Origin of the sequence: Nocardia sp. NPDC023733 (assembly GCF_040639775.1) — a bacterium.
Taxonomy (GTDB): Bacteria; Actinomycetota; Actinomycetes; order Mycobacteriales; family Mycobacteriaceae; genus Nocardia; species Nocardia rosealba.
The window spans coordinates 257,285-279,136 of sequence record NZ_JBFAAN010000001.1; the positions used below are offsets into that span (position 1 = coordinate 257,285).

At 68.0% G+C, this 21,852-nt stretch carries 24 protein-coding genes; 16 read left to right on the plus strand and 8 right to left on the minus strand.

The window, feature by feature from the left end; genetic code table 11:
• Positions 1–18: 18 nt before the first annotated feature.
• Positions 19–288, minus strand: coding sequence for a DUF2631 domain-containing protein (locus tag AB0F86_RS01150; protein WP_181696836.1), 270 nt, complete (start codon positions 286–288; stop codon positions 19–21).
• Positions 289–383: 95 nt separating this feature from the next.
• Here AB0F86_RS01150 and dxr point away from each other — a divergent pair, with 95 nt between their 5' ends.
• The 5 genes from dxr (at position 384) to AB0F86_RS01175 (ending at position 6,924) form a co-directional block, all read left to right on the plus strand.
• Positions 384–1,577 carry a 1-deoxy-D-xylulose-5-phosphate reductoisomerase gene (gene dxr / locus AB0F86_RS01155; RefSeq protein ID WP_356983847.1) on the plus strand — a complete coding sequence of 398 codons (1,194 nt, stop codon included), beginning with the start codon at positions 384–386 and terminating at the stop codon, positions 1,575–1,577.
• Between the two features lie 88 nt (positions 1,578–1,665).
• On the plus strand, positions 1,666–2,862 hold the full coding sequence (locus tag AB0F86_RS01160) for a M50 family metallopeptidase (protein WP_225280380.1): 1,197 nt from the start codon (positions 1,666–1,668) through the stop codon (positions 2,860–2,862).
• Between the two features lie 116 nt (positions 2,863–2,978).
• The gene (ispG, locus tag AB0F86_RS01165) at positions 2,979–4,133 is read left to right on the plus strand and encodes a flavodoxin-dependent (E)-4-hydroxy-3-methylbut-2-enyl-diphosphate synthase (protein WP_181696838.1); all 1,155 of its coding nucleotides are present in this window, start codon (positions 2,979–2,981) and stop codon (positions 4,131–4,133) included.
• Positions 4,134–4,204: 71 nt separating this feature from the next.
• On the plus strand, positions 4,205–5,068 hold the full coding sequence (locus AB0F86_RS01170) for a GNAT family N-acetyltransferase (protein ID WP_356983848.1): 864 nt from the start codon (positions 4,205–4,207) through the stop codon (positions 5,066–5,068).
• A gap of 65 nt (positions 5,069–5,133) precedes the next feature.
• Positions 5,134–6,924: a penicillin-binding transpeptidase domain-containing protein gene (locus tag AB0F86_RS01175; RefSeq protein ID WP_356983849.1), complete on the plus strand. Its 1,791-nt coding sequence runs from the start codon at positions 5,134–5,136 to the stop codon at positions 6,922–6,924.
• Here AB0F86_RS01175 and AB0F86_RS01180 read toward each other — a convergent pair.
• A complete protein-coding gene (locus AB0F86_RS01180) occupies positions 6,918–7,109 on the minus strand; it encodes a hypothetical protein (protein WP_067496292.1) in 192 nt (63 codons plus the stop codon). The genes AB0F86_RS01175 and AB0F86_RS01180 overlap by 7 nt on opposite strands.
• Positions 7,110–7,319: 210 nt before the next feature.
• On the minus strand, positions 7,320–7,817 hold the full coding sequence (locus AB0F86_RS01185) for a peroxynitrite isomerase (RefSeq protein ID WP_225280383.1): 498 nt from the start codon (positions 7,815–7,817) through the stop codon (positions 7,320–7,322).
• Between the two features lie 114 nt (positions 7,818–7,931).
• On the opposite strand from AB0F86_RS01185, the gene AB0F86_RS01190 reads away from it, so the two are divergent.
• The 3 genes from AB0F86_RS01190 (at position 7,932) to AB0F86_RS01200 (ending at position 10,750) form a co-directional block, all read left to right on the plus strand.
• A complete protein-coding gene (locus AB0F86_RS01190; protein ID WP_356983851.1) occupies positions 7,932–9,278 on the plus strand; it encodes a TIGR03118 family protein in 1,347 nt (448 codons plus the stop codon).
• Between the two features lie 129 nt (positions 9,279–9,407).
• Positions 9,408–9,872 (plus strand): DUF4254 domain-containing protein, encoded by a 465-nt coding sequence (locus tag AB0F86_RS01195; protein ID WP_181696841.1) that lies wholly within the window; start codon positions 9,408–9,410, stop codon positions 9,870–9,872.
• Positions 9,873–9,928: 56 nt separating this feature from the next.
• Positions 9,929–10,750, plus strand: a complete 822-nt coding sequence (locus AB0F86_RS01200) for a thioesterase domain-containing protein (protein ID WP_356983853.1) — start codon at positions 9,929–9,931, stop codon at positions 10,748–10,750.
• Between the two features lie 6 nt (positions 10,751–10,756).
• Here the strand turns inward: AB0F86_RS01200 and AB0F86_RS01205 are convergent, their stop codons facing one another.
• Entirely contained in the window at positions 10,757–11,638 is an 882-nt protein-coding gene (locus tag AB0F86_RS01205) for a helix-turn-helix transcriptional regulator (RefSeq protein WP_181696843.1), read from the minus strand.
• Between the two features lie 388 nt (positions 11,639–12,026).
• On the opposite strand from AB0F86_RS01205, the gene AB0F86_RS01210 reads away from it, so the two are divergent.
• On the plus strand, positions 12,027–12,386 hold the full coding sequence (locus AB0F86_RS01210) for a DUF4254 domain-containing protein (protein ID WP_067496462.1): 360 nt from the start codon (positions 12,027–12,029) through the stop codon (positions 12,384–12,386).
• 3 nt (positions 12,387–12,389) lie between these two features.
• Here AB0F86_RS01210 and AB0F86_RS01215 read toward each other — a convergent pair whose 3' ends face one another.
• Positions 12,390–13,112 carry a GntR family transcriptional regulator gene (locus tag AB0F86_RS01215; protein WP_356983855.1) on the minus strand — a complete coding sequence of 241 codons (723 nt, stop codon included), beginning with the start codon at positions 13,110–13,112 and terminating at the stop codon, positions 12,390–12,392.
• A 97-nt stretch (positions 13,113–13,209) separates the two neighbouring features.
• Between AB0F86_RS01215 and AB0F86_RS01220 the strand changes: the two genes are divergently transcribed.
• The 6 genes from AB0F86_RS01220 to AB0F86_RS01245 all read left to right on the plus strand — a co-directional run bounded on the left by AB0F86_RS01220 (position 13,210) and on the right by AB0F86_RS01245 (position 19,107).
• Positions 13,210–14,337 carry a TIGR03364 family FAD-dependent oxidoreductase gene (locus tag AB0F86_RS01220; protein ID WP_356983857.1) on the plus strand — a complete coding sequence of 376 codons (1,128 nt, stop codon included), beginning with the start codon at positions 13,210–13,212 and terminating at the stop codon, positions 14,335–14,337.
• Positions 14,338–14,339: 2 nt separating this feature from the next.
• Positions 14,340–15,026 (plus strand): phosphonatase-like hydrolase, encoded by a 687-nt coding sequence (locus tag AB0F86_RS01225; protein WP_356983858.1) that lies wholly within the window; start codon positions 14,340–14,342, stop codon positions 15,024–15,026.
• A 61-nt stretch (positions 15,027–15,087) separates the two neighbouring features.
• A complete protein-coding gene (locus AB0F86_RS01230) occupies positions 15,088–16,134 on the plus strand; it encodes a 2-aminoethylphosphonate ABC transporter substrate-binding protein (protein WP_356983860.1) in 1,047 nt (348 codons plus the stop codon).
• A gap of 24 nt (positions 16,135–16,158) precedes the next feature.
• Positions 16,159–17,346, plus strand: coding sequence for an ABC transporter ATP-binding protein (locus AB0F86_RS01235; RefSeq protein ID WP_181696848.1), 1,188 nt, complete (start codon positions 16,159–16,161; stop codon positions 17,344–17,346).
• 67 nt (positions 17,347–17,413) lie between these two features.
• Positions 17,414–18,307: a 2-aminoethylphosphonate ABC transporter permease subunit gene (locus tag AB0F86_RS01240; protein ID WP_356983862.1), complete on the plus strand. Its 894-nt coding sequence runs from the start codon at positions 17,414–17,416 to the stop codon at positions 18,305–18,307.
• A gap of 2 nt (positions 18,308–18,309) precedes the next feature.
• Positions 18,310–19,107 carry an ABC transporter permease subunit gene (locus AB0F86_RS01245; RefSeq protein WP_356983864.1) on the plus strand — a complete coding sequence of 266 codons (798 nt, stop codon included), beginning with the start codon at positions 18,310–18,312 and terminating at the stop codon, positions 19,105–19,107.
• A gap of 37 nt (positions 19,108–19,144) precedes the next feature.
• On the opposite strand, the gene AB0F86_RS01250 is transcribed toward AB0F86_RS01245, so the two are convergent.
• The 3 genes from AB0F86_RS01250 to AB0F86_RS01260 form a co-directional block, all read right to left on the minus strand.
• Complete coding sequence (locus tag AB0F86_RS01250) at positions 19,145–19,909, minus strand: glucose 1-dehydrogenase (protein WP_356983866.1); 765 nt, start codon at positions 19,907–19,909, stop codon at positions 19,145–19,147.
• A gap of 107 nt (positions 19,910–20,016) precedes the next feature.
• Positions 20,017–20,862, minus strand: coding sequence for a helix-turn-helix transcriptional regulator (locus AB0F86_RS01255; protein WP_356983867.1), 846 nt, complete (start codon positions 20,860–20,862; stop codon positions 20,017–20,019).
• A gap of 106 nt (positions 20,863–20,968) precedes the next feature.
• The gene (locus AB0F86_RS01260; RefSeq protein ID WP_356983869.1) at positions 20,969–21,379 is read right to left on the minus strand and encodes a Rid family hydrolase; all 411 of its coding nucleotides are present in this window, start codon (positions 21,377–21,379) and stop codon (positions 20,969–20,971) included.
• A 78-nt stretch (positions 21,380–21,457) separates the two neighbouring features.
• Here AB0F86_RS01260 and AB0F86_RS01265 point away from each other — a divergent pair, with 78 nt between their 5' ends.
• Positions 21,458–21,838, plus strand: coding sequence for a helix-turn-helix domain-containing protein (locus tag AB0F86_RS01265; protein ID WP_225280397.1), 381 nt, complete (start codon positions 21,458–21,460; stop codon positions 21,836–21,838).
• Positions 21,839–21,852: the final 14 nt, after the last annotated feature.

A 21,852-nucleotide genomic window follows, 5' to 3' on the forward strand; every position in this document is an offset into this window, starting at 1 on the left:
AGGCATCGGTGCGGGTGTCTACCTCGGGATGCGCTTGGTGAGCGAATCGACGACGAGGATCAGCGCGAGCAGACCGGCGAACACGATGAGGAAGATGTCCTCGACGTGGCCCTGGTGGTTGCCGATGGTCATGCCGAGCAGCGCGATCACGACGAACCAGCCGGCGATGCGGAAGGTCTTGGGCGACTCGCCGCTCCAGCCCCACGCTGCCGAGGGCACCTCGGCGGGGTCGACGCTGGTGGCGACGGCGCGCTCGGTGCTGGCTTTTTCGAGGTCCGTGGCGGCCACGATCGCTCCTTAGGGCTCGAGTTCTGGTTGGGCGAGTGTGCATATCGTGGCATACGACCGTTCGTCGTAGCCAGCAGCCCTGCCACAATGGGCCCGTGTCCCACCACGCACCCCGTGCCGCGCACGGCAATACGGCCTCGACCGACCGGGTGAAGGTGCTGCTCCTTGGCAGTACCGGTTCGATCGGCACCCAGGCGCTCGAGGTGATCGCCGCCAACCCCGACCGCTTCGAGGTGGTCGGGTTGGCCGCGCGCGGCGGCAACCCCGCGGTGCTCGCCGAGCAGATGGCCGCCACCGGCACCCGCAATGTCGCCGTGGCCGATCCCGCCGCCGCCCGGAAGCTCGATCTCGATCTGGGCGGGCCGGGGGCGGTGACCGAACTCGTGCGCCGCACCGAGGCCGACGTGGTGCTCAACGCCCTGGTCGGTTCGCTCGGCCTGGAACCGACGCTGGCCACTCTCGAGGCGGGGACAAGGTTGGCGCTGGCCAACAAGGAATCCCTCGTCGCGGGTGGTTCGCTGGTGACCCGGGCGGCCGCGCCCGGCCAGATCGTCCCCGTCGACTCCGAACACTCCGCCCTCGCCCAATGCCTGCGCGGCGGTCGCGCCGAGGAAGTCGACCGGTTGGTGCTCACCGCCTCCGGCGGCCCGTTCCGCGGCTGGACCACCGAGATGCTCGAATCGGTGAACCCCGACGAGGCGAAAACGCATCCGACCTGGTCGATGGGTCCGATGAACACGCTGAACTCGGCCTCGCTGGTGAACAAGGGCCTGGAACTGATCGAGACCCACCTGCTGTTCGGGGTGCCCTACGACCGCATCGATGTCACCGTGCACCCGCAGTCGATCGTGCATTCGCTCGTCACGTTCACCGACGGCTCCACCCTGGCCCAGGCGAGTCCACCGGATATGAAGCTGCCCATCGCCTTGGCGCTCGGCTGGCCCGACCGCCTGCCCGGCGCGGCCACGCCCTGCGATTTCGGCACGGCGTCGACCTGGACGTTCGAGCCCGTCGACGACGCGGTCTTCCCGGCCGTCCGCCTGGCCAGACAAGCCGGGGAGGCGGGCGGCAGCGTCACAGCCGTCTACAACGCCGCCAACGAAGTCGCCGTCTCGGCCTTCCTCGACGGCACGATCAGCTTCCCCGCCATTGTGCGCACCGTCACCCGCGCGGTCGAGGCCGCGGACCGCTGGCGTGCCGAACCCGATACCCTGGACGACGTCCTCGCGGCCGACCGCTGGGCCAGGGAGTTCGCCGCCGAGGCCATCGCCGAAGTACCGACGCCCTGACCTGACCGACTCAACGGGACCCCCACGTTTTTCGGTTACGAGGCCGAAAAACCGCGGCGCCAGCCGCCAAGAACAGAGAAAGGGCCAGATGGTATTCGCGTTCGGGTTTGCCCTGTTCGCCGTCGGTATCACGATCTCGATCGCGTTGCACGAATGCGGGCACATGTGGGCCGCGCAGGCGACCGGCATGAAGGTGCGCCGCTACTTCATCGGTTTCGGGCCCCGTATCTTCTCGTTCCGTCGTGGTGAGACCGAATACGGCCTCAAGGCGCTGCCGCTCGGTGGTTTCTGCGATATCGCGGGCATGACGGCCCTGGACGAGCTGGAGCCCGAAGAGGTGGACCGGGCGATGTATCGCCAGTCCACCTGGAAGCGGCTGGTGGTGATGTTCGGTGGCATCGCCATGAACTTCCTGCTCGGTTTCATCCTGCTGGTGGTGCTCGCGGTGGGCTGGGGTCTGCCGCAGCTCGAGCAGCCACCCGCCACTGCGCTCGGCACCATGAGCTGCGTCGCGCAGGAGACGCCCGACAAGAAGCTTGCGCCGTGCACGGGTGACGGTCCGGCTCAGCGCGCCGGTTTACGGCGTGGCGACGTGGTGAAGGCGGTCAACGGCGTCGAGGTGACCACCTGGGCGCAGTTCCAGGCCGAAACCCAGAAGCAGACCGGCACGTTCACCTACACCATCGAACGCGACGGCGACACCCTCACCGTGCCCGTGACCCCGGAGCGGGTGATGCGCTCGCCCAAGGAGGGCCCGGCCCGCGAGGTTTCCGCGGTCGGCGTCGGCCCGGATTACGCCGAACCGCAGCAGTACGGCGTGGTCGACGCGATCCCGGCGACCATCGTGTTCACCGGTGACTTCTTCGTCGAGACGGTGAAGTCGCTGGCCAAGATGCCGCAGAAGGTGTCGGCGCTGTGGGAGGCCGTCACCGGTGGTGAGCGCGACCCGGAGACCCCGGTCAGCGTCTACGGCGCGAGCCGGATCGGTGGCGAGACCGCCGAGCGTGGCCTGTGGGGCATGTTCATCCTGGTTCTGGCCAGCCTGAACTTCTTCCTCGGCGCGTTCAACCTGCTGCCGTTGCTCCCGCTCGACGGCGGGCACATCGCGGTGGTGCTCTACGAGAAGGTGCGCGATGTGGTGCGCTCCTGGCGCGGTAAGGCCCCCGCGGGCCCGGTCGACTATCTGAAACTGCTCCCCGTGACGTATGTGGCCGTCGTGATCGGCGGTGCGTTCATGCTGCTCACCCTGGCCGCCGACATCGTCAACCCCATTCGCCTACCCTGATCCGCGTACGCCCGCTGTCGCGCCCCTCACAGGGTGCGGTGTGGGCGTGCGCGACTAAGCTCGGAAGCAATCAGCCCAGGTCGATTCGAGATCCGTAGGAAAGAAGGCAGCCGACCGTGACCAGCACCATCGGATTGGGGATGCCCGCCGCTCCCGCTGCTGTTCTCGCACCACGGCGCAAGACCCGTCAGCTCATGGTCGGCAATGTCGGCGTGGGCAGTGACCATCCCATCTCGGTGCAGTCGATGACGACCACCAAGACCCACGACGTGAACGCCACCCTCCAGCAGATCGCCGAACTCACCGCCTCGGGCTGCGACATCGTGCGCGTGGCGTGTCCGAGGCAGGAAGACGCAGACGCCCTGGCGACCATCGCCAAGAAGTCACAGATCCCGGTGATCGCCGACATCCACTTCCAGCCCCGCTACATCTTCGCCGCCATCGATGCGGGCTGCGCCGCGGTGCGAGTGAACCCGGGCAACATCAAGGAATTCGACGGCCGCGTCGGCGAGGTCGCCAAAGCCGCGGGCGCGGCGGGCATCCCGATCCGCATCGGCGTGAACGCCGGTTCGCTGGACAAGCGGATGATGGAGAAGTACGGCAAGGCCACCCCCGAGGCACTGGTCGAGTCGGCGCTGTGGGAGGCGAGCCTGTTCGAGGACCACGGCTTCGGCGACATCAAGATCTCGGTCAAGCACAACGACCCGGTCGTGATGGTCGAGGCCTACCGTCAGCTCGCCGCGCGCAGCGACTACCCGCTGCACCTCGGTGTCACCGAGGCCGGCCCGGCGTTCCAGGGCACCATCAAGTCGGCGGTCGCGTTCGGCGCCTTGCTCAGCGAGGGCATCGGTGACACGATCCGCGTCTCGCTGTCGGCGCCGCCCGCCGAAGAGGTGAAGGTCGGCGGCCAGATCCTGCAGTCGCTGAACCTGCGTCCGCGCAAGCTCGAGATCGTGTCGTGCCCGTCGTGCGGACGCGCCCAGGTGGATGTGTACACGCTGGCCGACGCGGTCGCGGCCGGTCTCGACGGCCTCGAGGTGCCGCTGCGCGTGGCCGTGATGGGTTGCGTGGTGAACGGGCCCGGTGAGGCCCGCGAAGCTGATCTCGGGGTGGCCTCCGGCAACGGCAAGGGGCAGATCTTCGTCAAGGGCGAGGTCATCAAGACCGTGCCGGAAGCGCAGATCGTGGAGACCCTGATCGAGGAGGCGATGCGGATCGCCGAGGAGATGGGCACCGAGCCCGGCGCGCAGCCGGTGGTCACCGCGGGCTGATCCCTCACGGTCCGGCGACGGATTCACCTCGACCCGTACCACTGCGCCCGCTTTCGTGGCAGGCTGGTGCCGTGCGGAGTCTGCTGGAGCCGACGCGACGGTCCAAGGCCACCCCCGCGCGTCCGGTGACCGTGCGGGACCTGGCCGAGGTGCTGCGGGTCCTCGATGCCGATCCGGTCGCCTCGTGCATGATCGCGGCCCGTGTCCAGGAATTCGGCCTCGACACCCGTTCCGGTGTCGGCGAGTTGTGGAGTCGCGGCGGTCCCGCCGACTCCCTGTGCTTCTCCGGTGCGAACCTCGTTCCGCTGCGCGGTGACCAGCAGGCCCTTCGCGCGTTCGCCGATCGGGCCACCAGGTGGCCGCGCGTGTGTTCCTCCGTGGTCGGCAGGCAGGAGCTGGCGCTGCCGCTGTGGGAAATGCTGGCGCCGAACTGGGGTCCGGCGAGGGAGTTGCGCGCCGACCAGCCGCTGCTCGCCCTGGCCCAACCTGCCCTCGCCCGCCCGGACAGCGCGGTGCGACGAGTGCGACCCGACGAGATCGACCGCTACCTCACCGCCGCGATCTCCATGTTCATCGAGGAGGTCGGCGTCGACCCGCGCGCGGGCGACGGTGGCCGCGGATACCGCCGCCGCATCAAGAGCCTCATCGAATCCGGCCGGGCCTGGGCACGTTTCGACGACGGCGAAGTGGTGTACAAGGCCGAGATCGGGTCGTTGTCCCGGCGCACCGGTCAGATCCAGGGCGTGTGGGTACATCCCGAACATCGCGGTGCCGGGGTGGGCACGGCGGGAACAGCCGCTGTCGCGAATGCCGTTGTGTCGACAGGCCGTACGGCCAGCCTGTACGTGAACGACTACAACCAGATCGCCCGACGTGCTTACAGCCGTGTGGGTTTCCGTCAGATCGCCACCTTCGCGACCGTCCTCGTCGATTAGTTTTCCGCCGCTGACCCGGCGTTGTTGCGTCGTCGGCGCCCGGTTCGCCGTTACCATCTGTGCCGATGAGGACTCGGATGTTCACCACCTGTGCGGTGCTCGCGCTCGCGCTCTCCTCGGGCGCGTGTTCGACGGGTCCGCAGGGACCGGCGCCCGCCGCCCAGGATTTCGCCGAGGCCCTCGCCGACCGCGATCTGGTCACCGCGGGTGGCCTCACGACCGCGCCCGAGAAGGCCACGGCCGCACTCACTTCCACCTGGGACGCCCTCCAGGCCGAGGAGCTGACCGTCCGCACCGGTGACGCGCGCGTGCAGGGCGACACCGCCACCGTCGACTACACCTACGAGTGGACATTGCCCAATGGCCGCCGATGGACCTATTCGGGTGAACTGCAGATGGGCCGCAGTGACGGCCGCTGGCTGGTGCGCTGGACCTCCACCGACATCCACCCCAAACTCGGCGACACCCAAAGCCTGGAGCTACGAACCCAACCCGCGCCGCGCGCGCGGGTCAACGAGTCGGCGGGCAGCGATGTGCTGGTGCCGGGCAAGGTGTCACGGGTGCGGTTCACGGTCGCCGACGCCCCGGATCCGGAGCGGGTCGCGGGTGCCCTGGCCGGTGCGCTGAGCCGCATCGATCCGGTGGCTTACACCCCGCAGGCCATTCTGTCGGCCGCGCGCAAAGCCGATGGGGCGTACACGGTCGTCCTGCTCAGCGAGTACGAGGCCGAGACGCTCGGCGCTCACCTGATCGGTCTGCCGGGGGTGACGCTCACCCAGGAGTGGGACATGGTGCCCACCGATCGCAAGTTCGCCCCCGACCTGCTCACCCAGGTGCGCAAGACCGTGATCGCCGAGGTCGACGGCAAGGCGGGCTGGAGCGTGGTCACCCGCAACGCCAACGGCGCGGATCTCGATGTGCTGCACGAGGTCCCGGCCCAGCCGGCACCGTCGTTCGCGCTCAGTATCGACCGTTTCGTGCAGAATTCGGCGCAGCACGCGGTCGACCTGCGCACCGAGCAGACGATGATGGTGGTGATCCGGCCCTCGACCGGCGCGATTCTCGCGGTGGCCCAGAACAAGGCAGCCGACCGTGACGGACCGGTGGCCACGAGCGGTCAGTACCCGCCCGGCTCGATCTTCAAGACGGTCACGGCGTCGGCCGCGATGGCAGCGGGGATCGCGACGCCCGAGACGGTGCTGCCCTGCCCGAGCCGGACAACCATCGGCGAGCGGACGATTCCCAACTACAACCTCTTCTCGGTGGGTGATGTGCCGATGGCCACCGCCTACGAGCGCTCCTGCAACACCACCTTCGCGGGGCTGGCCAGCAGGCTTGAACCCGACGCGCTCACCGAGGCCGCCGCCCGCCTCGGTATCGGCCAGGACTACCGTGTCGCCGGGTTGCCGACGCTGTCGGGGTCGGTGCCGCCCGCCGACGGGCTGGTCCAGCGCGCCGAGGACGGCATCGGCCAGGGCCGGGTGGTGACGAGCCCGTTTGGGATGGCACTGATGGCCGCGGCGGTGGCGCACGGGTCGGCGCCGGTGCCGTATCTGATCGCGGGCAGGCCCACCGAGATCGTCGGTGAGCGGCCCGAACTCGCGCCCGAGGTGGTCGAGGGACTGCGTGCGATGATGCGGATGGTGGTCACCGGCGGCACCGCCGAACGCATCCGCGATCAGGGCGAGGTGTACGGCAAGACCGGTGAGGCGGAGGTCGACGGCGGATCGCACTCGTGGTTCGTCGGCTATCGCGGCGACATCGCCTTCGCGACACTGCTGGTCAAGGGTGGCAGTTCCGACAACGCGGTCGCCGTCACCCGTGACATGTTCGCGGCGCTGCCGCCCGGCTACTGAGCGCGATACGGCGGGACGACGTAGGCGTCTTTGTCGGTGTGCTCGACCGCGTCGCGATGGACCACTTCATAGCCGGGCGCCGGTTTGGGCGGCGCGGATTGGACTCGGGCGTCGAGCAGATCGATGGCCATGGCACCGCCGAGAATCATTCCGGCGGTGGTCAAAATCAGGGTGGAACGGCTCATATTCGTCTCCCTCGTCCAGGGTTTCGACGTGTTCCGAATGGGAGAACCGTAGAACGCGGAAGCGCTCGGCAACAGGCGGCGGCAGTAAGCGACACACAATTGTTGCCATATGTGCGGGCGTGTTCGAACGTAATCGCTATGCGACCGTGACGATCCGCCGTCGCGATCGAACGCGCTGCTCAGCGGGTACGTGCAAATGAAATTGCATTGTCACGCACGTTGCAGGGTCGCGCTCAGATGATGTTGCAGAGATTCGCCGACGGCGGCCATCCGCAGCGTGTACTCGATGGTGTCGCCGGTCACATGGAAGGAACGGCCTACCGCGGTCACCGATTTCGCCGACCCGCTCAACCCGATATTCGTCGAATTCAATTCGAGTCGAATTCCGTCGACGGTTTCGGTGAGTGTTCCCTCGCAGATCTCGGTGATTCCGGTGGGGTGGGCGAGCACCAGCTCGACCCTGCCGGGTGCGGGCGCGCGCAGATAGCCCGTCTCCGCGTGCAGCGGGCGGCCGTCGTCGGCGGCCTTGGTTCGTTGCCGGTACGTCAGGAACGGGCGGCCCAGATGACCGAAGGTGATCTCCTCGAGGTAATCGAAGGGATCGATGGTCGGGTACTCACCGTGACCTCGCCCGCGCCAGGTACCGAGCAGCGGTGCCAGGGCGGCGACGGCGGGATGCGGGGCGATGGGCGCGCTTGGTTCGACCACGCGCGACAGCCTAGACCTGCCACCACAGCCATGTTCACGGCACACCGTCACACGGGTCGGGATAAGGTCAGCGTCGCCTGAACGCCGTCCGGCGGAGGTCGAAAGGAATGAACGTTGAACGGACATGTGAGGGGCACCCGCCGGGTGCTGTCCGGGCCGGTGCGCGGTGCGGTTCTCGGCGCGGTGCTCTTGGTCGCTGCCGCGTGCTCTAGCACCGATCCGGCGGGCGACGGTGTCGCCGCCCTCGACGGCAACCGGTACAGCCGAACCGATCTGGCCGCCAGCTCCGACTCCTATCACGCCCAATTCACCATCGCCGAGATGGTCGACGCCTGGGGTCTGGCGAATCGTCCCAAGGGCGCGGGCGGACATTTCTGGGTCGGCGCGGGTGGTAAGTCGTTCCAGTTCCTCGGTGATGTCAGCGAGTCGGCGGATCCGGCATTGCAGAAACTCACCAGGGACCAGTTCGAATCCGTCGCGATCCCGGGCACCGATGCCGACCCGTCCGACAAGTCGGCGGGCAAGACGACCGCTGTGGTGTTCAACCCCGCCCCGATCAATTCCGATCTGTTCGCGGTGCGCGACCAATGGGTCGATCTGAACGGAATGCCGGTCCCGCTCGGCGGTTCGGCGCGATTCATCGTCGGCACCGATTCCGGCCGGATCAACGCCTGGACCGAGCAGGCCCCCGACGGAGCCGTCATCCGCCGCAACGGCGGCGCCAACCAGGTTTTCGACGGTTCGGCCCAGGGCATGTCGTTCCTCGGGCTCGCGCTCGCACCCTCCGGTGACAAACTGCTGGCCGCCGACTTCGGTGCCGACCCGCAGATCCGCACCTTCGACAAGTTCTGGCAGCCGGTGGCGACCACGGGCTTCGCCAATCCGTTCGCCACCGGCAAGCCCATCGACCCCGCCAGTCCGGAGAAGGGCAACAAGGCCGTTCCCGGTGACCCGGCACCGTTCAACATCACCACGGTCGGCAGCCGGGTGTTCGTCTCCTACGCCGTGACCAAGGCCGACAAGAAGGACCCCGAGGCCTTCGACAAGGGCGAGGAGGTCTCGCTCGACGCCAAGGCCGACGAAGCGGCCGACGGCACCCCGGACAAGGGCAAGGTCGCCGAATTCGACGCGGCGGGCAAGCTGGTGCGCATCATCGACGACGGCGGGCGCCTCAACGCACCGTGGGCGGTGACGATCGCGCCGTCGAATTTCGGTGCACTCTCGGGCAAGTTGCTGATCGGCAATTCCGGTGGTCTCGGCCGGGTCCTCGCCTTCGACGACACCACCGGAACCTTCGTCGACTACCTGCGCGACAGCGACGGCGAGGCGGTCCAGATCGAGGGACTGTGGGCGTTGACGTTCGGCAACGGTGAGAGCGCGGGCGACGCCGACGCGCTGTACTTCACCGCGGGCCCACGTGAGGAGAAGGACGGACTGTTCGGCAGTCTGCGCGCGCTGTAGCGCGGCGGGCACACGCCAGGCGAACAGGACAACCTGAATGTCCGCAGGCCTGTTCGCTTCCGTCTGGCATCGTGGTAGGGGACAGTGGTGGCGGAGTGTTTGCCGGGGTGGCCGAGCCGGAGGTGCCAGATGACGGTGATGCGCTGTGAGACGCGGTTTTCGGTCGACCGGACCAGGTTGCCCGGACGTGAGCTGATGCTCGCCGCGTTCCGTGGAATGGCCGAGGGCTACCACCCGGTGCTGCACGCGGCGGCCGAGCTCGCGGTGCTGCACCAGGTGCGCGACCGCACGCCGGCCTTCGAGGCGCCCGGCCTCGACCGTCGCCGCGCGCAGCTGATGCGCGCGATCGACCGCTGGGTGATCCTGGCCGCGCCGCTGCCTTCGGCCACCGCGGCCGAGCACTGCGAAACCCTCGGCATGCTCGTCGACCGGCTCGCCGCGCACAGCGCGCGACTGTTCGTCACGATGGCCGACGCCACCGACGCGCAGTTCTACGACGAGTGGGCCCGGCTCGACGACCTCGCCGAGAGCTACCAGCGCCTCATCGACGATCTGTGGGCCGGTTCCCGCTGTCTTCCCTCGGTCGTCCACTGACCGATGCCCCCGGAATTGTTGGCTCGGTAGAACTTTCGTACGACGTATCATTTGTTGTGCGCACAGACGAGGAGCAGGCGCGGACCTGCGAGTGGTCCCGCGAGGTGTACGCCGAACCACGATCCGCTGCCGCGTTGTCGACCGTGCTGCCGATCCGTCCGCGCTCCGATTCGGTCGACGGCACACCGCTGTTCTGTCTCGCCGGGGAGGCGGGTCTGGCATGGCCGTTCGCCTGCCTGCTCGCCCACCTCGAGCCGGAGATACCCGTCTACGGACTGCAGACGCTTGTCGACCTGCCGACGATCGGCGACTACGCGCAGCACTTCCTGACCGAGATCCGCCGGATCGCTCCGCAGGGGCCGTACCGGTTGCTCGGATGGTCGGCGGGCGGCCTCGTCGCCCAGGAGATGGCGGTGCGGCTAGGGGAGGACAAGCAGGTTGTCCGGGTTGTCCTCCTGGGCACGGATGCCGGCGCCGCAACGCTCTCACCGACGACGCCGGGCAGATTTGTCGACCGGCTCATCGGCATCGCGGACAACGAATCCGGCTCGCCCACCCCGGAAACGGGCATTGACACATCAGCGGCCGAATCGACCGACAGGCTGGCGGGCACGATCGCCGTGACGGGCGACGGATTGCGGCACCTGATCGATCACTCCGACGCGCTCGCACGCGCAGCGTCGACCCACCGCCCACGGAGCCTGCCCGGCGATCTCGTCCTGGTCGTCCCCGACCGCGATCGACCCGATGCGACTGCCGTGGTGGGGGATTGGCGACGGATGGCGGGCACAGTGACGGGCCATGCCGTCGACGCGACCCTCGACGACCTCCTCGCACCCGAGGCCCTCGCCCAGATCGCCGACCTGCTCACCGAATGAGCACCGCTACCGCTTTCGATCCAGCCCGGCCGCGATCTCGTCGCGTGCCCGCTGAATCAGCGCGGCGGAATCACGTGGGCTCAGCGCCATGGCCCGCAACTGGTCGAAGATCACGCCGAACCGGCGGATCTCCGAATGACCTTCGACCAGGTCGTGCACCGACATGCTCTCCACGTACACCAGTTCGGGGTCGACGGGATTGCGGAAGTCGAGCAGCGTGAACGACCCGGCCATGCCGGGATGCGCGCCCGCCTCGAACGGCAGGACCTGCAGGATCACGTTCTTGCGCTTGGTCTCCTCCAGCAGCCGGTCGAGCTGGCCGACCATGGTCACCGGCCCACCGACCACCCGGCGGATGGCGGCCTCGTCCATCACCACCCACAACTCGAGCGGATCGTCCTTCGTCAGGTTGACCGCGCGGTCCATGCGCGCCTTGGCCCGGCTCTCCATCACGGAGGCATCGAGGCGCGGCATCGACGTATCGATCACCGCCGCCGCGTATTCGAAGGTCTGCAACAGGCCGGGCACAGTTGAGGTCTGGTACTGACGTGCCGAAAGTGCTTCCGCCTCGAAGTTGATGTAGGTGGCGTAGACATCGGACAACGCGCCTTCGTAAGCATGTGACATACCCGGTTTGAGCGCGTCGCTGAGCAGGCTCATGGCCTCCTCGCGCATTTTGTCGCTCACCTGGTACAGGTCGAGCATCGCGCTGAGAGTGCGCCGCTGCGGGCGCGCCTGCGCCATTTCGATGCGGTACAGCGTCGTCACGTTGATGCCGGTGCGCGCGCTCACGTCCTCTTTGCTGAGCTGGGCGGATTCGCGCAGCTCACGGAGCATCGCGGCGAGCCTGCGAAGCCGGACGGTGAGTGTGGTTCGCTTGCCTGCCATGGGTGCCCCTTCGCCTGTGGCGCGTCACGTGAATCGCATTATTGCGCTGCTCGCCCATGCTGTCACGTGTTCGGGAAAGAATGCCGGTCGGCCTGTTCGCGGGTGGTCAAGTGACCCGCGGTTCTGTCAGGGCGGCTTTACTGCAGGAGTGACAACGCAATCTTGCGTTTCCCGTTGTGAGCGAGCATGATCCAGTTAGCCTGGTTGCGAGCAAGCCGAACAGAAGACCGGGATAACCGAATCGAGAGCCAATCATGTTGGTATACAAATCTTGGGTGTCGGGTGAATTCGGGGCGTTGCGATGAGCGCGCCGGTGATGGGTGGGGTACTGCCGACGGCGCCACAATTGTTGTGCGCCTTTCAGGGGCGGCGTTTCCAGGATCGCGAATTGCTGCGATCGGCACACGCGCTCGCTGAGCTGCACGAACGGCGGGCACAGGTGCGTGACGCCGCATTGATCGCCGAAATAGATTGCCGTCGCGGAGAACTCGTCGACGACATCAACGACTGGATTGTCGCCGAGATTCCGGTGAACAGAACAGGCGCGTCGTTGCATACCGAAAGTCTCGGCGCCGTCGTCGACCGGATGGCGCGCAGCTGGGTGGATGCCAACCAGGCCATCGACCTGGACGGCGCGCGAAGCGACAGCACGCACAAGCATTGGTATCACCTTGCCGAACTGGTCGACGGCTACACCGACCTCGTCACCGATGTGATCGGTGGCAGGCGAAGGCTGCCCGAGCAGTAGGGGCTACGCGGGTTCCGGTGACAGCCTCGCCTCGAAGGCGACGCGGTCACCACGATAGAGCGAGCGCACCCGTTCGATGGGTGTGCCGTCCGCATCGACACTTCGCCTGTGCAGCAGCAACATCGGTAGTGCGGTCGTGCTTTCGAGCAGGCCCGCTTCCCGTGGCGAGGCGAGAACGGTCTCGATGCGTTCCCGCGCACCGGCAAAGCTCACGCCGGTGGCGCGGATCGCGGCGTAGAGCGACGTGGTTGGGTCGTAACTGCCACGAAGCCCGCCGAAACGATGCAGTGGCAGATAGGTGCTTTCCAAGCCGATACGTTCACCGTCGGCGAGCAGGACGCGTTCGAGGTGCATCACCGGCGTGCCGGGTTCCACCTCGAGATCGGTCGCGGTCTGCGCGTCGGCGGGAACGTCTTCCCAGGCGACGACTATGCGGCCGGGTACGCGGCCGAGGCTGATCGCGCCCTCGGTGTAGGAGCGCAGCGACAGTGGCTGGGTGAGTTTGGGCCGCGACACAACCGTTCCGCGCCCGCGCCGCCGAATCCTGCCCTCCACCAGCAGTTCCCGCAGCGCGTGGCGCACCGTCTCGCGCGCCACTCCGAAGCGGGTGGCGAGATCGCGTTCCGACGGCACCGGGTCGCCCTCGTCGAGTTCGGCGAGGATCGCGTCGATTTCGGTGCGGACGCGGAACACCTTCGGGACGCGCGTGGTGTGCGGTGAATCCATGCCGCTCAGCGTACCCGGATTGGTCTATACCAAAAGTTAACGCGGTGTTCGCTCTGGCCACACCTATCGGTCTAGACCATTTGCCACTATCGGTGCCATGCGATTGGTCATCATCGGTGGTGGGATTCTCGGCACGGCGCACGCCTGGGCCGCGATAGCCCGCGGCCACGAGGTCGTCCACCTGGAACGCGAACGCGAGGCGCGCGGCGCGACGGTCCGCAACTTCGGCCTGGTCTGGGTCTCCGGGCGGTCGGCGGGCGAACTGGAACTCACGCTGCGCTCGCGCGAGCTGTGGGAGGAGATCGGTGGTCGCGTCGCGGGTGTCGGTTTCCGGCCCGCCGGGTCCATCACCCTGGTCCGCACCCCGGCGGAGCTGGCCGTCGCGGAGGCCGCCGCGGCGGGGCCGACCGCTGTCGATCGCGGTTTCACCCTGCTCGAACCCGAGCAGGTGCGGGCGCGCAACCCGGCGCTGCGCGGCAAATACCTTGCCGGCCTGCACTGTTCGACCGACGCGGCGGTCGAGTCGCGCCAGGCGCTGCCCGCGTTGCGTGCCCACATGGCCGCCAGCGGCCGCTACACCTTCCACGAGTCGACCGAGGCCCGGTCGGTCACCGATACCGGCGCCGGTGCGGTGGTGCTCGACGATCAGGGCCGCCGTCACGAGGCCGACCTGGTCGTGCACTGCCCCGGCGCGGCGCATTCCGGGCTCACCCGGGAACTGGCCGGTGTGCTGCCGGTGCGCCGGGTGCGGTTGCAGATGATGCAGACCGAGCCGCTCGGCGAAGAACTCACCACGGCCATCGCCGACGGCGACAGCTTCCGCTACTACCCGGGTTTCGCGGGCCCACAGGTGGATTCGCTCACGCGCGAACAGTCGCAGACCGCCACCGCCGCCGAGCACAAGATGCAACTGCTGTGTGTGCAGCGGTTACACGGCGGGCTGACCATCGGCGACACCCACGAATACACCGAACCGTTCGCCTTCGACGTCGACGAAGCGCCCTACGACCACCTCACCGAGGTGACCGAGGAACTGCTCGGCCGCAAGCTGCCACGCGTGGTGCGCCGCTGGGCGGGTGTCTACAGCCAGAGCGTCGACCCGGACGCCATCGTCACGCGGGTGCGGGCCGACACCAACGTGTGGGTGGTGACCGGCCCCGGTGGTCGCGGCATGACGCTCGGCCCCGCCCTCGGCGAACAAACCGCCGACGAGATCGGACTGTGAGGATGACCGTGCACCACGACAACATTCAGCTCGCTGTGCTCGACATGGCCGGCACCACTGTCGCCGACGGCGGGCTGGTGCTTCGCGCCTTCGAGGAGGCGGCGACCGCGGTCGGGATCGAGTCCGACGGCCCACGTCGCGAGACGGCCCGCCGGTACGTGCTCGACACCATGGGGCAGTCCAAGATCGAGGTCTTCCGCGCGCTGCTCGGTGACGAGGACGCGGCCCAGGCAGGCAATCGCGCCTTCGAGGCGGCCTACGACGCGCTCGTCGGCGAGGCCGACATCGCGCCCGTACCCGGTGCGGTAGAGGCGATCACGGCCCTGCGCGACGCGGGTGTCCGGGTGGCGCTGACCACCGGGTTCAGCCGCGGCACCCAGGACAAGCTGCTGTCCGCGCTCGGCTGGGCCGAGCTGGCCGACCTCACCCTCGCCCCGTCCGACGCCGGCCGTGGCCGTCCCTACCCGGACATGGTGCTCACCGCGGCCCTGCGACTGCGGGTCGACGCGGTCGACCGGATCGCCGTCCTCGGCGACACCACCAGCGATATCGCGACCGGTCTGGCGGCCGGGGCGAGCATCGTCGCGGGCACCCTGACCGGCGCGCACAGCGCGGCACAGCTGCGAGAGGCCGGCGCGACCCACGTCATCGACTCCGTCGCCGACTTCCCCGCCCTGCTCCTTGCCTGAACTTCCGTTGCGGCGACCGCCGCGGCGAATGCACCTCCGTGAAACGAAAGTTGCTGTCATCGTGCGTACTTCCCCCACCAGACGCCGCCTCGCGCGCACCGCGTTGCTGCTGGCAGGCGTCACCGCCGTCGCGTTCTCCTCGGCGTGTGGCGGCACCGGAACCGAATCGGCCGACGGCCGCACCGTCACCGTGTACTCCGCCGACGGCGTCGGCGGCTGGTACAAGAACCGCTTCGACGAGTTCACGAAGCAGACCGGGATCGCGGTGAACCTGGTCGAGGCCGGGTCGGGCGAGGTGGTCAACCGGGTCGACAAGGAACAGTCCAATCCGCAGGCCGACATCGTGGTCACCCTGCCGCCGTTCATCCAGAAGGCCGAGCAGTCGGGTCTGCTGCAGCCAAGCGGTATCGACACCGCCGCGATCCCCGCCGCCGACAAGGATCCCGACGGCAACTACGTGACGATGGCCAACAACTTCCTGTGCTTCATCGCCAACCCGTCGGTCGATGCCGCCGCGCTCACCTGGGACGACCTGCTGAAGCCGGAGTTCAAGGGCAAGCTGCAGTACTCGACGCCCGGCCAGGCCGGTGACGGCACGGCGGTGCTGGTTCTGCTGCAGCAGTTGCGCGGCAAGCAGGGTGCGCTGGACTACCTGGCGGCGTTGCAGGCCAACAATGTCGGCCCGTCGTCGTCGACCGGCAAGCTGCAGGCCAAGGTCGACAAGGGTGAGCTGCTCATCGCCAACGGTGACGTGCAGATGAACCTGACCACGGTGAAGGAGAAGGGTTCGAAGTTCAACGTCTTCTTCCCCGCCGCCGACGGCAAGCGCTCCACCGTCGCGGTGCCGTACATGATGGGTCTTGCCAAGGGCGCGCCGCACAGGGACGACGCCACCGAGCTGATGCGTTTCCTGCTGGCGCCCGAGGCGCAGGCAGCGCTCGGACCCGAGGCGTTCGCGGTGTCGCCGCGTACCGATGTGCCCGCGCCCGCCGAGGGCGGTCCCGCCGCGGCGATGCGTGGTGTCGACGTGGTTCCGGTCGACTGGAACACCGTGCTCACCGAACTGGATGCCGATCTCGCGGCATACCAGAAGGCAACCGGCAGCTGAAACCCCCTGTAAAAGGAGTCGACAATGTCCGATGGTGACGTCCGCACGGGGTCCGTCGTTTCGGCCGGTGCCACCACGACCGAACCGGCGATCGTGTTCGACCGGGTCGGTGTGAGCTACGGCCGGGGCCGCAAGGCCGCTGTCGCGCTGGCCGACTTCAGCCTGCGCGTCGCCGTCGGTGAGACGGTGGCGTTGCTCGGCCCGAGTGGGTCGGGTAAGTCGACCGCGCTCAAGGCGCTGGCCGGATTCGTCCGTCCCACTTCGGGTTCGGTGCGGTTGGCCGGACGCGATGTCACCGCGTTGTCGCCTGCCGAGCGGGGGATCGGCGTGGTCGTGCAGTCGTACGCACTGTTCCCGCACATGAGCGTGCACAGCAATGTGGCGTTCGGGTTGAAGTCGCAGCGGGTGCGGCGCGCCGAGATCGGGCCGCGCGTCACCGAGGCCTTGGAGATGGTCGGCATGGGTGGTTACGCCCAGCGGCTGCCGAGGGAGCTGTCGGGTGGTCAGCAGCAGCGGGTGGCGATCGCCCGTGCGCTGGCCATCCGGCCGAGGGTGCTGCTGCTCGACGAACCACTCGCCGCCCTCGACGCTCAATTGCGGCACTCGATGCTGGGGGAGTTGCAGGAGTTGCGAAAGGCATTGCCCGACACGGCGATGCTGTACGTCACACACGATCAGGCCGAGGCGCTCGCCCTGGCCGACCGGATCGCGGTGATGCGTGATTCGCGCCTCGTCGACATCGACACCGCCGAAAACCTCTGGCAGCGACCGCCTTCCGATTTCACCGCCGGATTCCTCGGCGGGGCGAACCTGGTGCCGTGCACGGTGAAGCACGTCACCGGGACGGCGGCGCTGGTCACCGCGGGCACCTCGACGCTGCGGGCCCAGGCGCCGGTGCCCGGTGTCGGGCAGGACGAATGGAAGCCGGACGACGACGCGCTGCTGTGCGTGCGCCCGCACACCGTCACCCTCGGCAAGACCTCGGATCGCGACGCGTTGCGCGCCACGGTGCGAAGTGCGGTCTGGCGTGGAGCCTCGACCCGGGTCGAGTTGGATGTCGACGGGTTGCCTTCCGTGCTCGCCGCCGACGTACCGGGGCATTTCACCGCTGCGGTGGGTTCGGTGGTCGGTGTGGTGTTGCCCGACCCTGCCGGTGTGTTGATCGCGAACACGATCGGTGCGGGTTCTCGCGGCGAGGGGTCGGCATCATGATCTCGGCTGAATTCTCTGCGGTGGTCGGCCACGACTGCGGTGTGTCCTACGACGGCGAGGTGCGGTGATGAGTGCACCGGTGCTCGATTCTCCCGGAGTCGCCGATTCGGAAGCTGTTGGTACGCAGCGCTCGTGGGTGCCCGTGCTCTGGGCTTTGCCGCCGGTGCTCATCGTGCTCGGCATCGCCGGCTATCCGATTCTTCGAGTCCTCACGGAGTCGACGCGCACGCCGAGCGGACGCGGCACCGAGGTGTGGTCCTCGGTGCTCGGCTCGGCGGCCTTCCGGGAAGCGTTGTGGCGCACCATCTCCATCGCCGTGTGTTCGACGCTCGGCTGCCTGGTGCTCGGCACGTTCCTCGCGATCGTGCTCGCCTTCGTGCCGTTTCCCGGCTCGGGCGTGGTCGGCAGACTCATCGACACCGTCCTCACGCTGCCGTCGTTCCTCATCACCCTGGCCTTCACCTTCCTCTACGGCACGGCCGGTGCGGTGAACGCGCTGATCACCGAATTGACCGGGGCGACAACGCCTGCGATCGATTTCCTCACCACGCCGCTGGGGGTGATCCTCGCCGAGATCACCTTCTTCACCCCGTTCGTGGTGCGGCCCGTGCTCGCCGCGTTCGCGCAGCTGCCACGCGAACAGCTCGATGTGGCGGCCAGTCTCGGTGCCTCGCCGTGGCGGGTGTTGCGACAGGTGGTGCTGCCCGAAGCGTGGCCCGCGCTGGCGGCAGGCGGCAGCCTCGTGTTGTTGCTGACGCTCAACGAGTTCGGCATCGTGCTGTTCACCGGCGCCAAAGGTGTCATCACCCTGCCCGCGTTGATCTACACCCGTGGCATCGTCACCTTCGACCTGCCCGGCGCCGCCGTCCTCGCCACCGTGCAGGTCGTGCTGTCACTCACCCTGTACCTCGTCTACCGGTTCGTGTTCGCCCGGTTCATCGCCCGTCCGAAGGAGGACTGATCGTGCTCGTCTGGACTCCCCACGGGAAAGTGTTGGTACTCAGCGTCTTCGGGCTCGTGGTTACGGTGGTCTTCGTCGCCCCGATCGCGACGGTCGTCCTCGCCGCGCTCGCGGGCACCTGGACCGGCCCGCTCCCGTCGGACCTGGGCTTCGCCAATCTCGGCACCGCTGTGAGCGGTGAACAGGCCGCGAGCCTGTCGGTGAGCCTGCAGACCGCGCTGCTCTCGGGCGCGGTCGCCCTGATCGTGGGCACCTGGGCCGCCCTCGCGGCCCGTGAAGCGCCCACCTGGTTGCGTCGCCTCACCGACGCCGTCTTCCACCTGCCGGTCGCGGTGCCCTCGGTGGCCATCGGCCTGGGCGTCCTCATCGCCTTCAACGAACGTCCGCTGCTGCTGGGCGGCACCAAGTGGATAGTCATCCTGGCCCACACCGTCCTGGTTCTCGCCTACGCCTTCAGCGCTATCTCCGCCGCCCTCGACCGCCTCGACCCCGCCTACCGCCAAGCCGCCGAATCCCTCGGCGCAGGCCCGCTGCGGGTCCTGCTCCAGATCACCCTCCCCCTCCTCCTGCCCGCCCTCGGCGCCGCAGCGGGTCTCTCGATAGCCCTGTCCATGGGTGAACTCGGCGCCACGATCATGGTGTACCCCGCCACCTGGAAGACGTTGCCCGTCAGCATCTTCGCCCAAACCGACCGAGGAGAAGTCTTCGACGCCGCCGCCGCGACAACCATCCTGGTCGCGGTGACCCTCGTAGTCCTCGTGGTGCTCGGCCGGTTGCGCGGCCGCGCAGCCGTGCGCTGAGCGTTGCGTCGACGGCGCGGCCTCGGTCGCCCCGAAGCTAGAGCAGTGCGGCGGCGTCTACCGCGGTGAGACCACCGTCGATGCGCAGGTCGTGGCCGTTGATGTAGGAGGCCTCGGCGGATGCGAGGAACGCGACGGCGGCGGCGATGTCGTCCACGGTGCCGACGCGGCCTGCGGGGGAGAGGGCCGCGACTCCGGCCTGTGCCGACTCGGAGAGTTCGGCGCGGAAGGCCGGTGTGTCGATGTAGCCGGGGCTCACCGAATTGACCCGGATACGCCGTGGCGCCAATTCCGCCGCGAGCGTGCGCGTCAGATTGTGCACAGCTGCCTTGCTCGCCGAATACAACGCCGCACCCGGCACACCGCGATGCAGGCCGAACGAGGCGTTGATGACGATGGAACCGTGGTCGACCAGCAACGGCAACGCCTTCTGGATCGTGAAGAACGCCCCCTTGAAATTGCTGTCGATCACCTGCCCGAACAGGTCGTCACTTACCTGCTCGATCGTCTGAAAGGACCCGATCCCCGCATTGGCGAACACCACATCGAGCCGCCCGAACCGCTCCGAAATCGTCCCCATCACAGCATCCAGGTCGTCGAGATCAGCCATGTCCCCGGCGATCCCGACCGCCTGATCACCCAACTCCCCGACCGCCGCATCGAGCCGCCCCTTGTCCCGGCTGGTCACCACAACCCGCCCACCCTCCGCGATCAACCGCCGCGCAGCAGCCAACCCCATCCCACTGCTACCCCCGGTAACCAGAGCGATCTTCCCGTCGAACCGAAACCTGTTGTGCGTCATGCACTCACCTTGCGCCTCCGCCGAACAGGCAACCAGTGCGCGTTTATCAGGGGTGTGCCACCACCACCCTGGCTACCAGGACGGGCGGCTTCGTCGCGGCCGGTGCCTCAGGCGGATTCGGTGAGGTGGAGGTGGGGGAGGGTGGTCAGGCGGGCGTGGGTGGCTGTGCCCGGTTTCGGGTTGTAGAGGACTACGGACCAATTGGGGTTGTCGGCGACGGTGAGGGTTGTCGCGTCGAAGAACAGTTCGCCGGCTTCGGGGTGGAGTAGCGCGTTGACTGCTTGCGCGGGGACACCCACCTCGTGCCGGTCCCACAATTGTGCGAAATCGGGTGACGATGCCACGAGTTCTTCTGCCACACGGTCGAATTCGTCGTCGTGCGGGGCGAGCGCCGCGTCGGCACGGTAGGCCGCGACAACACCCGGTGCCGCAGCGGCCCAGATCTCGGGCAGGCCACGGTAGCGGGGACTGGTGAAGAAGGTGACGAGGCAGTTGTGTGGCTGCCCGTCGTCGCATCCGAAGATCCGGCCGGCAAGAGTGTTGAACGCCAGGATGTTCCAGTAGCGGTCGCGCACTACGGCGGGCCCACGCTCCCACCCATCGATGAGCGCCCGAATCTCATCGGTCACCGGCGTTCCGGACCCACTCGCGGGCGGCGGGTTGAGTCCGGCGAGCAGATACAGGTGCGAGCGCTCGGCATCGTCCATCCGCAGCACCCCCGCCACCGCGTCGAGCACATCGCCGGACACCGAAATGTCGCGTCCTTGCTCGAGCCACGTGTACCAAGACACCCCGACCCCCGCCAACATCGCGACCTCCTCCCGTCGCAACCCGGGCGTCCGCCGCCGCCCACCCGCAGGCAACCCGACCTCACCGGGGGATATCCGCTCCCGCCGGGCCCGCAGAAACTCACGCAATTGTTCACGCCGCCGAACCGATGCCGCACCGCCCATGACTCCAACGTAGTCACTCGGGGCGGTGGGGAGATCGGGGGTTGCGGAGTGTGCCGCACCGAACATGACTTCGCGGGTCGGTGTGGTGCGGCACGCTCGGCAGGGGTCAATCGACGATTGCCGTGGCTTCGAGTTCCACCATCATGTCCGCTTCGAACAGGGCCTCCACGCCGATGAGTGAGGCGGGGGGCATCGGGTTGGGTAGGCCGATCTCCGCGGCGACGGATTCCACGCCGGACATGAAGGCACCGGCCTGGTCGGGGGTCCAGCCGGTGACGTAGAAGGTGAGGCGGAGGACGTCGGCGAAGGTGGCGCCTGCGCCGGCCAGGCCGACGGCGGTGTTGCGGAGGGCTTGGGCGACCTGGCCGGCAAGGTCGCCGGGTGCGACGGGCGTTCCGTCGGCGAGACGGGCGACCTGCCCGCTGACGTGCACGTGCCGCGATCCGGTGCCCACAGCCACGTGGTGGTAGGGCGCGGGCTGCAGCATTCCGGCGGGGGTGAAGTGCTCGACAGTCATGGTTCTTGCTCCGTTCGTTGTAAGTATCGCTAAGCTACCTAGTGCATAATGGACACTTCAACGAAACCAGGTTTCAGCATGGATACCGCCGACGAACTCCGCATCGACACCGCGCACCGTGAGCTGCTGGATCAGGTGCTCGACAAGTGGTCGCTGAGCGTTCTCAACGAACTCTGCGAGCGACCGTCCCGGTTCAACGAATTGCGCCGCGCCATCCCCTCGGTGACGCAGAAGTCGCTCACCGCGACCCTGCGCAGACTCGAACGCAACGGGGTGATCGAACGGCACGTGGTCGGCACCCGGCCGGTCGCGGTCGAGTACCGGATCACCCCGCTCGGCAAAACCCTGCGCCACCCGGTCGACGTCCTGCTCGCCTGGGCGGCCGAACAGATGCCCGCGATCCACCGCGCCCGCGATGCCTACGACGAGCGTGAGGAAGCAGAACTGGGTGCGAGGTGAATCCGGTGCGGCCT

Excerpts from the sequence above, each read along its gene's own strand:
- AB0F86_RS01250 (WP_356983866.1), bottom strand. The coding sequence starts at position 19,909 with ATGACGCACAACAGGTTTCGGTTCGACGGGAAGATCGCTCTGGTTACC.
- AB0F86_RS01235 (WP_181696848.1), top strand. The coding sequence starts at position 16,159 with ATGTCCGATGGTGACGTCCGCACGGGGTCCGTCGTTTCGGCCGGTGCC.
- AB0F86_RS01205 (WP_181696843.1), bottom strand. The coding sequence starts at position 11,638 with ATGGCAGGCAAGCGAACCACACTCACCGTCCGGCTTCGCAGGCTCGCC.
- AB0F86_RS01240 (WP_356983862.1), top strand. The coding sequence starts at position 17,414 with ATGAGTGCACCGGTGCTCGATTCTCCCGGAGTCGCCGATTCGGAAGCT.
- AB0F86_RS01215 (WP_356983855.1), bottom strand. The coding sequence starts at position 13,112 with ATGGATTCACCGCACACCACGCGCGTCCCGAAGGTGTTCCGCGTCCGC.
- AB0F86_RS01175 (WP_356983849.1), top strand. The coding sequence starts at position 5,134 with ATGAGGACTCGGATGTTCACCACCTGTGCGGTGCTCGCGCTCGCGCTC.
- AB0F86_RS01180 (WP_067496292.1), bottom strand. The coding sequence starts at position 7,109 with ATGAGCCGTTCCACCCTGATTTTGACCACCGCCGGAATGATTCTCGGC.
- AB0F86_RS01160 (WP_225280380.1), top strand. The coding sequence starts at position 1,666 with ATGGTATTCGCGTTCGGGTTTGCCCTGTTCGCCGTCGGTATCACGATC.
- AB0F86_RS01220 (WP_356983857.1), top strand. The coding sequence starts at position 13,210 with ATGCGATTGGTCATCATCGGTGGTGGGATTCTCGGCACGGCGCACGCC.
- AB0F86_RS01265 (WP_225280397.1), top strand. The coding sequence starts at position 21,458 with ATGGATACCGCCGACGAACTCCGCATCGACACCGCGCACCGTGAGCTG.
- AB0F86_RS01195 (WP_181696841.1), top strand. The coding sequence starts at position 9,408 with ATGACGGTGATGCGCTGTGAGACGCGGTTTTCGGTCGACCGGACCAGG.
- AB0F86_RS01225 (WP_356983858.1), top strand. The coding sequence starts at position 14,340 with ATGACCGTGCACCACGACAACATTCAGCTCGCTGTGCTCGACATGGCC.
- AB0F86_RS01260 (WP_356983869.1), bottom strand. The coding sequence starts at position 21,379 with ATGACTGTCGAGCACTTCACCCCCGCCGGAATGCTGCAGCCCGCGCCC.
- AB0F86_RS01255 (WP_356983867.1), bottom strand. The coding sequence starts at position 20,862 with ATGGGCGGTGCGGCATCGGTTCGGCGGCGTGAACAATTGCGTGAGTTT.